10 protein-coding genes are annotated in these 12,876 nt (G+C 57.3%); 6 read left to right on the forward strand and 4 right to left on the reverse strand.

Annotation, left to right across the window (positions count from 1 at the left end):
- Nucleotides 1-81: 81 nt before the first annotated feature.
- The 4 genes from DFR31_RS13755 to DFR31_RS13760 all read right to left on the reverse strand — a co-directional run bounded on the left by DFR31_RS13755 (nt 82) and on the right by DFR31_RS13760 (nt 3,814).
- Entirely contained in the window at nt 82-573 is a 492-nt protein-coding gene (locus DFR31_RS13755; protein ID WP_147436945.1) for a hypothetical protein, read from the reverse strand.
- Nucleotides 574-653: 80 nt separating this feature from the next.
- Nucleotides 654-1,154 (reverse strand): hypothetical protein, encoded by a 501-nt coding sequence (locus DFR31_RS04970; protein ID WP_147436946.1) that lies wholly within the window; start codon nt 1,152-1,154, stop codon nt 654-656.
- A gap of 95 nt (nt 1,155-1,249) precedes the next feature.
- A complete protein-coding gene (locus DFR31_RS04975; RefSeq protein WP_121441526.1) occupies nt 1,250-2,911 on the reverse strand; it encodes an ATP-dependent nuclease in 1,662 nt (553 codons plus the stop codon).
- Between the two features lie 84 nt (nt 2,912-2,995).
- A complete protein-coding gene (locus DFR31_RS13760; RefSeq protein WP_147436947.1) occupies nt 2,996-3,814 on the reverse strand; it encodes a hypothetical protein in 819 nt (272 codons plus the stop codon).
- 618 nt (nt 3,815-4,432) lie between these two features.
- Here DFR31_RS13760 and DFR31_RS04985 point away from each other — a divergent pair.
- The 6 genes from DFR31_RS04985 (at nt 4,433) to DFR31_RS05010 (ending at nt 12,863) form a co-directional block, all read left to right on the forward strand.
- Entirely contained in the window at nt 4,433-6,586 is a 2,154-nt protein-coding gene (locus tag DFR31_RS04985) for a hydantoinase/oxoprolinase family protein (protein ID WP_121441528.1), read from the forward strand.
- A 60-nt stretch (nt 6,587-6,646) separates the two neighbouring features.
- On the forward strand, nt 6,647-8,986 hold the full coding sequence (locus DFR31_RS04990; protein WP_121441529.1) for a hydantoinase B/oxoprolinase family protein: 2,340 nt from the start codon (nt 6,647-6,649) through the stop codon (nt 8,984-8,986).
- 70 nt (nt 8,987-9,056) lie between these two features.
- Nucleotides 9,057-9,563 carry an acetone carboxylase subunit gamma gene (locus DFR31_RS04995; protein ID WP_121441530.1) on the forward strand — a complete coding sequence of 169 codons (507 nt, stop codon included), beginning with the start codon at nt 9,057-9,059 and terminating at the stop codon, nt 9,561-9,563.
- 223 nt (nt 9,564-9,786) lie between these two features.
- Nucleotides 9,787-11,739 (forward strand): sigma-54-dependent Fis family transcriptional regulator, encoded by a 1,953-nt coding sequence (locus DFR31_RS05000; protein WP_121441531.1) that lies wholly within the window; start codon nt 9,787-9,789, stop codon nt 11,737-11,739.
- A 230-nt stretch (nt 11,740-11,969) separates the two neighbouring features.
- Complete coding sequence (locus DFR31_RS05005; protein ID WP_121441532.1) at nt 11,970-12,461, forward strand: hypothetical protein; 492 nt, start codon at nt 11,970-11,972, stop codon at nt 12,459-12,461.
- Nucleotides 12,462-12,563: 102 nt separating this feature from the next.
- Nucleotides 12,564-12,863, forward strand: coding sequence for a hypothetical protein (locus DFR31_RS05010; protein WP_245971088.1), 300 nt, complete (start codon nt 12,564-12,566; stop codon nt 12,861-12,863).
- Nucleotides 12,864-12,876 lie beyond the last annotated feature (13 nt).

The raw sequence follows: 12,876 nt of genomic DNA on the forward strand, positions 1-12,876 counted from the left end.
GTGTTAATGTTTAAGCGACAGCGAGTAACACAAAACCGCGCAGTGTAGGCTATCCGCCTGCTGCCGTTTGTTAGAAGCATGTTACACATTCGGATAATCCTGTATCCATCTGTCGGAGCATCCTCTTTGCTTGTATAACGCAACTGTTTTCTTAATGAAAGTATCAGCAACGCCAAGCAATGCTCCAGTTGCCCCGCCCCGTGCATTCGGTTCGTACATGTATCTATCCTTTACGAACGTATACCTGTAGGCCTCTAAAATGTCGATGGTATAATTGCTTTCAAATTGCCTTTTTACATCAGCAGGAAGGGCATTGAACAACGCTATTAAATCATGCTTATTCGCACCCTTCGGAAGAGCACTGTCGTTAAAATTGTACTTCTCGTTCAGCAATCCAGAATTCGCAGAGACTCTGGCATTAAAGCTCTTCAATATAATTTCAACAGAGAGAGCTGCATTGACTACGGACACACTGAAATTCTGGCTCCAAAGAGACTCCGCAGCCTTGAGGTAGCCATGTGCAGTCTCAACCATATACGCTGCCATAACCCACTGTTCGCTATTGGTATTCATAGACCTCTATAGCCTGCCTTCTAACGTTAGCTCTCAGCCGCGTGCCTTTTGCACGTCGGCTGAAGAGCTTTGTTGGGCGCCTACTTGTAGAATTCGGAAAAACGCACTTCCGTGATGTCGGCTTCTTCCGCCCCAGAGCGCCAAAGCGCGCTCGTTATGATTGGCGACTCGAGATCAAGACAGTCGCCTTCGAAACCGGTGCGTAAGAGCAACTTGTTTTCCTTGTGGAACGTAACCCATGCTGACATATGAGCACCGCAGCGGCCTTGAATGTTGCGATTGCCTGGCGAGGGTCCGATTTCCACGACATAGGATCCATCGCTCAGTTCGCATTCCCTTCGCACAGTGTTCTCTGTAGTGATTCTGTCGCCGGTCACTTCAACAAGTTCCCAAGGGTTGATTCCATCCTTCCCCAATCGCTGCATCAGTTCCTCACCCTCCTCGTTGTACGCACCGAGGTAGTAGACGGCGACAAAATCCTCTGCTTTTTTGCAATCGTACTGGACAGCAACGTGGAAGGAATCTGCGTAAACTGAAAGCGACAGCATGACCGAAGCCATTACCACTGCTGATCGAAGCATCAATCTTCTCCTTTACGCCCAACGCCCAAGCTCACTTGCCGCTATGGAGCGGGAGCGGAATAGCGGTCAAGTGGAGCGCCTTGTTGGGCGCTTTTCTACTGTGAAACGAGCGCATTAATCTTCGCAGCAAGAGGATTCAGATCAATACCGTTCTGTGCCACCTGAAGCATCACATGCTGGGGTTTTCGGTGAGGACGCCCTGCCGGTGCGATACCAATAAACCTCTCCAAGTCTTCAGGAAACGTATCTATACCTCCGGTAAACTCATTGGATGCTGCCTGAATCGTCTGGTCTATTGGCGCATGTCTTCCATTATCGAAGTCGTAAAGCACATAATGCCTGATGCCAAAAGACTGAAATAACCGCATAAACCGGTGAATGTTATATTTGCCAATAGTGTCGAGAACAAATACACCCTTACAATCCGGCAACAATCCGTGGTCAAACATATAAGTTAAGAGAGCTGTTTCGGTTGGGCCCTCGACTAACAGCACCTTTTCGGCGAAGAATGCTGAACTTCGTTTTTGGTCCAACCAAAGCGCGTATTTTACGGCCTCCATGTCAGTCTGGAGATCGTCTTGGTCAATGGGGATGCCTGCAGCCTGCCACGCCTGGGCATCCTGTTGATTCACTGTTAGAACCCTGTCTAGCTCGTCACTCGATACTTGGTAGCTTCTTGTTCTGCAATCTTCTCTCTGCAACCTGCAGATTGCCGTGATATTGCGGATACTGTGAGTAGCGAATTGCGGGTTGTGAGTAGACAGAAGCACCTGCGAGCCTAAACTTTCTGACAAAGACCTCAGATCTGAGTTCAATGAGCTTACCTGAGTTGGATGTAGAAATGCTTCTGGCTCTTCAAACAATATCCATGTCAGCTCAGGCGAAAATTCCTTCTTTTTTGGGGACTTCTTTTTGGGACCGTACCTCGCCGCTACACGAATCAAAGTATAGATAACGCTTCTTTGAAATCCTTGGCCGTACGCCGAAATTGGTTGAGCTTTGTCCATTGACTGATCAATGATCTCGTGGTTAACAAGGCCTTTTATAATGTCATCTACGCCAACTGGGCTTATATTTAGCCTAAATCCCGCCCCCCAATCAGACAGTTCCTCCGAAATGTCAGTTTCAATACTTTGAAGCGAATAACCCTCCGCAGTAGATTCAGTCTTGATCGCGCCCTCAAACTCACTGAATGACTCACTTAATGCCTGGTAGGCACCTGACTCTTCCATTACCCTTGAGAGAACCGTATTTACAAGGTCTCTGAGTGCCGAGGGGCCTGTTAATTTTGTGTGCTCGTCAATCTTAGAAACTGCCGGAATATAGATGATCTCGCCAAATTTACCCTGCCCCACGTTTTTGAAGCCGTAAAATCTTTCTTCGGATAATTCACCATTCACATAGGCATATGGGCCAGAACGCTCTTTTCCTTCCTTGTCTTTTTGATCTGAGGAGAGATAACTTCTTACTCTAAACGTATCGTTTTCCGACCGGTACTCATCTTTTAATGTACCGATCTCCTCAGCAGAAGGCTTAAACTCAATCTCAACCCATGACTCATTATCTTCCGCACCTTTGTGAGGGAAGTCACGACTCTTATCAAACTTGACCCCTTTTCCATAGAAGGCCCGGATCGCATCAATGACTGTTGTTTTCCCTGCGTTATTGACGCCCACAAGAATTCCGTATTCCGCTAGCGTTATCGACGCATCGCAGATTGAACGGAAGTTGTGGATTTTAATTTCGACAGCTTTCATAGTGCTCCCTTGCTTGGCGCCCAACGCTTTGCTCACCGGTAAATTAGGAGCGCAGCGAGTAATTTATCCGCGTGCAGCAACTTGTTATGCCCCGTTGCTTGAAAGCACTCCATAAACCTGAAGCGCAGCCAAGAGCACCAAGACAAATGTAAGCCAGTTTAGTGCGCGCTTTTGCTTTACGTTGTCACGATGCTTTCGCTCCTGCTCCTCATACTGCGCCAATGTTTCCAACGCCTTTGGCGATACACTGTAACAACTCCCGTCAGACTTTAGGTCGCCACTTTGGGCCAAGGAATCGAGTGCAAGCTTATAGTATTCCAGTACGCCGCTCTTTGAGGGATGATGCACCCAACGGTTTGTATAGATTTCACTCATCACACCGATATGGCTTATCTTGAACTGTGGGTTTTTAATCGTATGCTCCACAAGATCTCGTAATAGAGTTATTCGCTCATTCCGAACAAGCCTTTTACGGTTAAACAGAGCCTGCTGTATAACATCAAAAGCAACCACGAAAACTGGAAAATGAAGGAGGTCCCGCACAATGAATCGTAATGCAGATGAATAGTTGAAATTCCATAACCCGTAATAATGCTGTATCTCGGGTACGAAATGCCTAAGGTTGTATGTGGGAATAGAAGTCTGAAGCTCAAAAGTACCTTCATGAAGAGCTCTACCCTGTACAACACGGCCATCAAACTCGTCTACCAGCACGTGCAAATCTCCATGTTCCGCCCGCAGATAGACTACGTAGCCATCAACGGCAGCCCCAGCCTCGCCACTTCTAGGTATGGGATTCGGGGCAGGTTTACGTAGTGCTCGTTTCAGTGCGTACTCAAGGAATCTCATGGATAAATATTCATCCGGCATAACAGTTGATTCTACTGCGTCTGTATAAGTCATAATATGCTGCAGCCGCATATCACCAGAGGGGTTTTCGTCGCGGGCAAATCCATACCAAAAAAAACACGTACACCGTCAGTCACTTGTGCCCCAGCAAACCTCAAATCAACGTCAACTCCACCCAGTGCTATACAGACACCGAACCCGACCCCCCACCACAGCCAATCAGCGCCCGCTCCATCACACCCACTCGCCCTTGCTGCCTGAGTCCCATCGAGCCCTCATGTCCTGCACCTTGACCCGCACCCGGCGACACGGCGCTTAGGTCGACCAGCCGTTTGAAGATCTGCCCCTTCAGCTGTTCCGGGCCGGCCAAACTGCCCTCCGGGGGTGAGCGATGTTGATATATGCAGAATAGCAAGGTCGTGCGCGACGTCACATCGGTTGCGTCGTCGCAGGCCTCCCGGAAGCATCACTGTCCGTCATCCGAACACCTCTAACTGTCCGAAATACGGTCACTACAACCGCATCAGCAGTCCTGCATTAGGCAACAGACCTTCATATCTTCTTGTTTTTGCGTAAAAACCTCTGCGCACCAGAATATGGCACACCGCTTGCGCTCTTCAGGCTGCGCCCCAAAAAAAGGCGCCAAAAAAAGACAGCTAGGAGGAGACCATCGTGAGCGCAGTCCAACCCGTATCAAGAGATGTTCAGGTCCTGGGCATTGATGCCGGCGGCACTATGACCGACACGTTCTTCGTGGACGGCCAGGGTGAGTTCGTGGTCGGTAAAGCTCAAAGCACTCCCGACGACGAGTCTGTCGGCCTGCTCTACTCAAGCGAAGATGCCCTGGCACTGTGGGATATCCCCTTGGAGGAGGCCCTGCCCCAACTCCAGACCGGGGTGTATTCCGGCACAGCCCTGCTCAACCGCGTAGTGCAGCGGAAGGGCTTGCGCTGCGGGCTGATCGTCAACCAGGGCATGGAGGACTTCCACCGCATGGGCCGAGCCATCCAGGCGTACCTCGGCTTTGCCTATGAGGATCGGATTCACATCAACACCCACTACTACGACGAGCCACTGGTCCCGCGCCAGCGCACACGCGGCGTAGTAGAACGCGTTGACATGTTCGGCAATGTGGTTATCCCACTCCGGGAGGAGACAGCACGCCAGGCGGCACGCGAGGTGATCTCCACCAACGTGGACAGCATCGTCATCAGCCTGCTGCACTCCTACAAGAACCCGGACCACGAGCGGCGGGTGCGGGATATCGTGCGTGAGGAGGTCAAGAAGTCGGGGAAAAACATTCCCGTTTTCGCCTCGGTGGATTATTACCCCGTGCGCAAAGAGTCTCACCGTACCAACACCACCATTCTCGAGGCCTACGCGGCAGAGCCCTCCAGAGAGACACTGAAAAAGATCTCCCAGTCCTTTCAAAAGAAAGGGACGAAGTTCGACTTCCGCGTCATGGCCACGCATGGCGGCACCATTAGCTGGCAGGCGAAGGAGCTGGCTCGGACCATCTCATCTGGTCCTATCGGGGGCGTGATTGGCGCCAAGTACCTGGGTGAAACGCTGGGCTACAAAAACATTGCCTGCTCCGATATCGGGGGCACGTCATTCGACGTGGCACTCATCACCCAGAACGAGCTGACCATTCGCACCGACCCGGATATGGCTCGCTTGGTGCTCTCGCTTCCGCTGGTGGCCATGGACTCGGTGGGCGCGGGTGCCGGCAGCTTTGTCCGGCTGGACCCTTACACCCACGCAATCAAGCTGGGACCGGACTCTGCGGGTTACCGCGTTGGCGTCTGCTGGGCCGAGAGCGGTATCGAGACGGTCTCCATCACCGATTGCCACATGGTGCTGGGCTATCTCAACCCCGATAACTTCCTGGGTGGCGCTATCAAGCTGGACCCGCAACGGGCACACGACGCCATCAAGGAACAGCTCGCTGACCCGCTGGGCCTGTCGGTCGAGGAAGCGGCGGCCGGCGTGATCGAACTGCTCGACTCGGAGTTGCACGATTACATCCGTTCCATGATCTCCGCCAAAGGTTACGACCCCCGAAGCTTCGTCTGCTTCTCCTATGGGGGTGCTGGACCAGTGCATACCTACGGCTACACCCGCGGGCTGGGTTTTGAGGATGTGATCGTACCGGCCTGGGCGGCGGGCTTTTCCGCCTTCGGCTGTGCGGCTGCCGACTTCGAGTACCGCTACGACAAGAGCCTGGATATCAACCTCGATCAGCACGCACCGGGCGACCAGCGCCAGGCGGCCGCGAAGACCCTGCAGGAGGCCTGGAGCGAACTGACCCAGAATGTTCTGGAGGAATTCCGGGTCAACGGCTACAGCGCCGACCAGGTCCGGCTGCAGCCGGCTTACCGCATGCAGTACCGCGGCCAACTGAATGACCTGGAGATCGATTCACCGCTGCCGGAAGTGGCGTCTGAGGACGACTGGGTGAAGCTGGAGGAGGCCTTCAACGAGACTTACGGCCGCGTCTATGCCGAGTCAGCTCGCTCCCCGGAACTCGGTTACTCGGTCACCGGCGCAATCATGCGCGGCTCCGTGCCCATCCCCAAACCGCGCATTCCAAAAGAACCCCTCGCCGACAAGGAACCGATCGCAGAGGCGCGACTGGGCACACGCCAGTTCTACCACCAGCGCCGTTGGGTTCAGGCAGAGCTTTATCACATGGAAGCGCTGCTACCCGGAAACGAGATCGAGGGCCCGGCCATCATCGAATCCGACGCCACCACATTCGTGGTGCCCGACGGCTTCCGCACCTGGTTGGACGAGCACCGGCTGTTCCACCTGAAAGAGCTGTAGGCCAAAAGCGCCCTAATTACGCCTTTGAGCCAGACCGAATGAGAACCTGGAGAGACGACCATGTCATACGAGCGCATTGAGCCCCAGTCCGCAGGGGCCACTATACCGACCACTGGCATCGTGCGCGGAGGCCAAACGCTTAAGCAGCACCGCGACGGCGTACTGGACGCTACCCGCAACACGGGCAGCTACGCAGGCCTGACCGAGCTCAGCCTGCGGGATGAAGAGCCCATCCGCTACAACAAGATGTTTTCCCGACTCCGCGCGGGTGTGGTGGATGCCCGCGAAACTGCCAAACGCATTGCCGCCTCGCCGATCGTAGAGCAAGAGGGGGAACTCTGTTTCACCCTCTATAACGCCGCCGGCGACGCCATTGTCACGTCCACGGGCATCATCATCCACGTGGGCACCATGGGCGCTGCGATTAAATACATGATCGAGAACGACTGGGAGCATAACCCTGGCGTTCAGGACAAAGACATCTTCTGCAACAACGATTCGTTAATCGGCAACGTGCACCCATGCGACATCCACACCATCGTACCCATCTTCTGGGAGGGACGACTGGTGGGCTGGGTAGGCGGCGTCACCCACGTTATCGACACCGGTGCGGTGGGTCCGGGCTCCATGGCCACCGGCCAGATCCAGCGCTTCGGCGACGGTTACTCGGTCACCTGCCGGAAGATCGGCGCCAACGACACCCTCTTCCGGGACTGGCTGCACGAAAGCCAGCGCATGGTGCGCACGACCCGGTACTGGATGCTGGACGAGCGCACCCGTGTTGCCGGCTGCCACATGATCCGGGACATGGTGGAGGAACTGATCCGCGATGAAGGCATCGATGCCTACTGGCGCTTCTGCTACGAGTCGGTAGAGCATGGCCGGCGGGGCCTGCAGAACCGCATCAAGGCCATGACCATCCCCGGGAAGTACCGCCAGGTCGGGTTCGTGGATGTCCCCTACAAGCACGAGGACGTGCGGGTACCCTCCGACTTCGCCAAGGTGGATACCATCATGCACACCCCGTCGGAGATCGAAATACGGGGGGACGGCACCTGGAAGCTGGACTTTGATGGGGCCACACGCTGGGGTTGGCATACCTACAACGCCCACCAGGTGAGCTTCACCTCCGGCATCTGGGTGATGATGACCCAGACCCTCATCCCCACCGAGATGATCAACGACGGGGCCGCCTACGGTACCGAGTTCCGGCTACCGAAAGGGACCTGGATGAACCCCGATGACCGGCGGGTGGCCTTCTCCTACTCCTGGCACTTCCTGGTCTCCAGTTGGACCGCCTTGTGGCGGGGGCTTAGCCGGTCCTACTTCGGCCGCGGCTACCTGGAGGAGGTCAACGCCGGCAACGCCAACACCTCCAACTGGCTACAGGGCGGGGGCTTCAACCAGTACGACGAGATCCACGCGGTCAACAGCTTCGAGTGCGCCGCCAACGGTGTCGGTGCCTCAGCCTTCGGGGATGGCATCAGCCATGCCGCCGCTATCTGGAACCCGGAAGGCGACATGGGCGATATGGAGATCTGGGAGCTGGCGGAGCCGTTGGTCTACCTGGGCAGGCAGATCAAGGCCAGTTCCGGTGGCTCTGGCAAGTACCGTGGCGGCAGCGGCTGGGAAAGCCTGCGCATGGTCTGGAACGCCAAAGACTGGACCATGTTCTTCATGGGCAACGGGCACATCAGTTCTGACTGGGGCCTGATGGGCGGCTTCCCCGCAGCATCCGGCTACCGCTTCGCCGCGCACGACACCGGGATCAAGGAGCTTATCGAGGCCGGCAAACCCATCCCGTTGGGAGGCGATGTCGACCCCGGCGAGCGCAGCTACGAAAAACTGATTCCCAATGCTCAGGTCAAGCGGGACAAGCAGGCCATCACCACGGAGGAGATGTTCAAGGACTACGACCTCTATCTCAACACAATGAAGGGTGGCCCTGGTTTCGGTGACCCGCTGGAGCGCGACCCGGCGATGGTAGCGAACGACCTGGAAAACGGACACATCCTGCCACGCTTCGCCGAGAGGATTTACGGCGTGGTGGTCCGCGAAACCGATACTGGTTACCAGGTCGACAGCAAGGCCACCAGCGAGCGCCGCCAGGCCCTGCGCAAGGCGCGCTTGGCCCGAGCCATGCCTACCCGTGAGTGGATGAAACAGGAGCGCGAGCGAATCCTGAAGAAGGACGCCAGCACCCAAGTGCAGCAGATGTTCGCCTCCTCCTTCAAGCTCAGCCCCCGGTTCCTTGCCGAGTTCAAGGCCTTCTGGGACCTGCCCGAAAGCTGGGAGCTGCGCGAGGAGGAACTCGGTATCCCGCACTACGGCTCGCACTACCACATGGATCTGTCCGAGCTGCCCGACGTCCGCACCGTCAAGCTGGTGGAAGAGGAATAGAGGCCGTGGCCCGGTAGCCGACCGCGGGCACCGGGCCAGCCCTGCCCGACTCAGAACAGGAGCATGCAAGATGGCTTACGAACGCAACAAGATCGCCGACCTTATTGACGGCACAATCGATCCGGACACCCTTCACAAGATGCTCTCCACACCGAAGGATGAGGGGCGCTTTGAAACCTACCTCAGCATCCTTCAAGAGCGGGTGCCATGGGATGACCGCATCATCCTGCCGTTGGGCCCCAAACTCTACATCGTTCAGGAAAAGGACACCCATCGCTGGGTAGTGAAGTCGGAGGCCGGCCACGTCTTCTGCGACTACCGGGAGAACTGGAAGCTGCACGCCATGGTTTACGTGCGCGAAAGCCAGGAGGAGTTGAATGAGATCTACCCGGAACTGATGGCGCCATCCTCAGGCTGGCAGACCATCCGGGAGTACTACTGCCCACTGAGCGGCGACCTTCTGGATGTTGAGGCACCCACTGCCTGGTACCCGGTCATCCATGATTTCGAGCCGGATATCGAGACCTTCTACAAGGACTGGTTAGGCCTCGAAGTACCTGAACGAGCAGATAGCTAATAGAGGTAATTAAAACGCCGGGAGGGCACCGCCGCAGGTACTCTCCCGGCTTTTCCGCAAATGGGGCATGGACACCCGACGAACCCATCACCGTCGAGAGGGTACCCTCGCGGGCACTGTATTGCCGCGGCTGCAGGCTCCGGAGGCGAGTGCTATAAATAAGAGTATAAAAAAATAATCCAATGCACCCGGCAGGCGCAAAGCCTGCGTGGGAGGAGACAGAATGAAGGATCGAAAGATCCACCGCGCTTGGGAGACCTTTCTCAGCCGAGGAGAGGCTCCGGAGGATGTCCGTCGTGAGGTATTGGCATCCCGGAAGCGTTCTCTCGACAACAATGTACCCATTGATCGACCCCACACCCTTGCGCTGAGCGAAGGGGAATTGCTGCGGATCCGACAACAGAGCGGAGGCTTTCTCGCGGCCGCCCGACCAGCACTGGAGCAAGGTCGACAATTTCTCCATGATGCACGGGCCATGGTGATGCTCAGCAATGCTCACGGCACCGTGCTGGAAACCGTGGGGGACCGCCGCGTCATCGAGCTCGGGTACGATATCGGGCTGCGTCGTGGGGGGCTCTGGGATGAGGGCCACATCGGGACCAACGCGATCGGCACGGCTCTGGCGAGCCAGCAACCCGTGCAGATCCACGGCCATGAGCACTACTGCTGTCGTGTTCAGCGTTGGACATGTGCTGCGGCACCAGTATTCAGCCCAACCACACGCCGTATCCTGGGGGTTGTGGACTTGTCTGGCCCCGCAGAGACCTTCAACCCCCAAAGCTTGGCTTACGTGGTTGCAGTAGCGCGCCAGATCGAGGGCGAGTTGATGCAAAGCGCCGAAGCAGACCATCGCCGACTGATGGAGCGCTTTCTCGCCAAAAGCCAGCGCTGGAACCAGCGAGATGTAATGGTCGTCAGCCGGAACGGCGTGGTGGTCCACGGCAATGAGGCGGTACAGAACCAGCTTACCCGGGCCTCTCGGAACCTTTTTTACGAGGGCGATATCCCGCTGATACGTGACACGCCCCCGGAAGAATGGTGCGACAAGCTGCACACAGAGTTGCCCACTGCCAGCACGGAGCCGATCAAGGAGGGCGATGAATACCTTGGGGTTATCATTGCACCGCGCCAGAATCGCCACACACCAGGCATCCGGCCGGCCGTTACCAAATCCAGCAAAGCGGACGAAAGCGGTTCCATCTCCCTGGACAGCCTTATCGGCGACAGCCCCGCCATGCGGGCGGCTTGCGAGCGAGCTCATCGCCTGGCAGCGACTGACGCACCAATCCTGATCGAAGGCGAGACGGGTGTTGGAAAAGAGTTGTTCGCCCGCGGTGTGCATGCCCTGAGCACCCAGTCGGGACCTTTTATTCCAGTCAACTGCGGGGCCTTGCCGAAGGATCTCATTGGTGGGGAGATGTTCGGTTATGTCGGCGGGGCATTCACAGGTGCGAGTCAGGAGGGGCGTCCGGGCAAACTGGAGGCGGCAGACGGCGGCACCCTCTGCTTGGATGAAGTCAGCGAAATGCCGCTGGATCTGCAACCCACACTGCTGCGGATTCTGGAAGATGGCGTGGTTTACCGCATCGGAAGCCACCAGCCGCGTAGGGTGCAGGCCCGCCTGATCTCGATGACCAACCGAAACCTACCGGAAGAAGTCGACGCCGGTCGCTTCCGCCAAGATCTGTTCTACCGCATCGCCGCGCTCCGCCTGAAGATTCCTCCCCTGAGGGAACGTGGCGATGATATCGCCCTGCTTTCGGAGTATTACCTTCACCAGCAGGCCCAGCAGAGCGGCGGCCCCACGCCACGCCTCACAAGGGCCGCAATGGACGCGCTACTGGCTTACCACTGGCCTGGCAATGTCCGTCAGCTAAAGAATGTCATCACCACCACGGCGGCGCTCAGTGATGCACCTTGGATTGACGTTGACGACTTGCCGGATGAGGTATTGAGCCCAATCCACAGCAGAGAGGTGAGGACGGAGGCGTCAACCCCAAACGGCTGCAAGGACCTGGCCTCGCTTCAGCGCTGTGCCATCGAACAAGCACTGAGAGCCTGCAACGGGAATGTCTCCAAAGCCGCAAACCAACTGGGCATTGCGCGCTCCACCCTTTACTGCCGTATCCGCGAGCAGCAGATCCCCATTCCCCGACGCCGCCGGATGGCGACCTGACCACACCCCTGCGATCTGTATTCTCCTCCAACCCTGCTCGTGCCCTGAGGGGGCAGGGCCATTCCGCGCGCCCATCTCGCCCGAACCGAAATCTTCGACTACATCGAGGTCCTCTACAATCGAACGTGGGGGAAGTCCATACGCCAAGGCGTACCTTCAGCGCCGGATGCCTTCCACCGCAACCCGTGCCATCCTAAGCACCTCACAACGGAACCAGAAGGCGCATCACCTTGGCCCGTCTCTACACGATCAATCGCTTCATCGCCCCTGACTTCAGCCTGCTGGTGCCCAACTGGACCTTCGGGGCGGCGGTGGATGACTTTTGTGCGGCCAGTTACAGCTACCGCGGGCCGTTATACCTCCTGCTGACACCGGACGATGCCATCGTGCTGATCAACATCAGCCCGGAGCGGGAGCGGGATGCACTGGCACTCATCTGCCGGCTGCCCCACGACCAGCGCATCGACCCGGCCCCGAGCGGCCCGCTGCGCGAGGCCCGGACCGGCGAGGCAATGAGCGCACGCTCACGGCTGGGTGAGGAGCCGGGCGTGACCGCCGGGGCGCTGGCCGAGGCCGGAAGCATCTGGGTGGCCGGCGACACCGGCATCTGCCTGCATGGCGAACCACACCGAATCTCCCTGTTCCGCTTCCGCGGCGGACACTGCGTGGACATGGTCCACGCCACGGACCGGCACCGCATCGAACCGATCGGCGAGGAGTAACGGCAACGCCCTCGCCCCACCCCCATTTACAGAACCGATCGCTCCCGGGAAACTGGTAGGCGACGAGTCGACGAGTGAAGTGCCCCTATGGGACAGCAGACCATGCAAATTGAAATCCCCAACGACCTGGCGTTCTCGGACCTGCACCTGACCCGGGAACCGGACGGGTCGGTGAGCTTCGACTGGAACGTGATCGAGCAGATTTGCGAGGCCAACGACATCGCCCCGGAGACCTTCATGGACGCACCGGAGGAGAACGTGGCCAATCTGCTCATGGGCTGGTACTACCGACATCGTGCGCTCGGCGGCGAGAGCGACCCGGTGGCCGAGAGCCTGGCCACGGAGGTGGCCATGGAAGAGCTCTCCGGCCGCACCATCAGTCACCCGCCAGGCCACGCCTGAGCGCACGCCCTAT

Origin of the sequence: Alkalispirillum mobile (genome assembly GCF_003664325.1) — a bacterium.
Taxonomy (GTDB): Bacteria; Pseudomonadota; Gammaproteobacteria; order Nitrococcales; family Halorhodospiraceae; genus Alkalilimnicola; species Alkalilimnicola mobilis.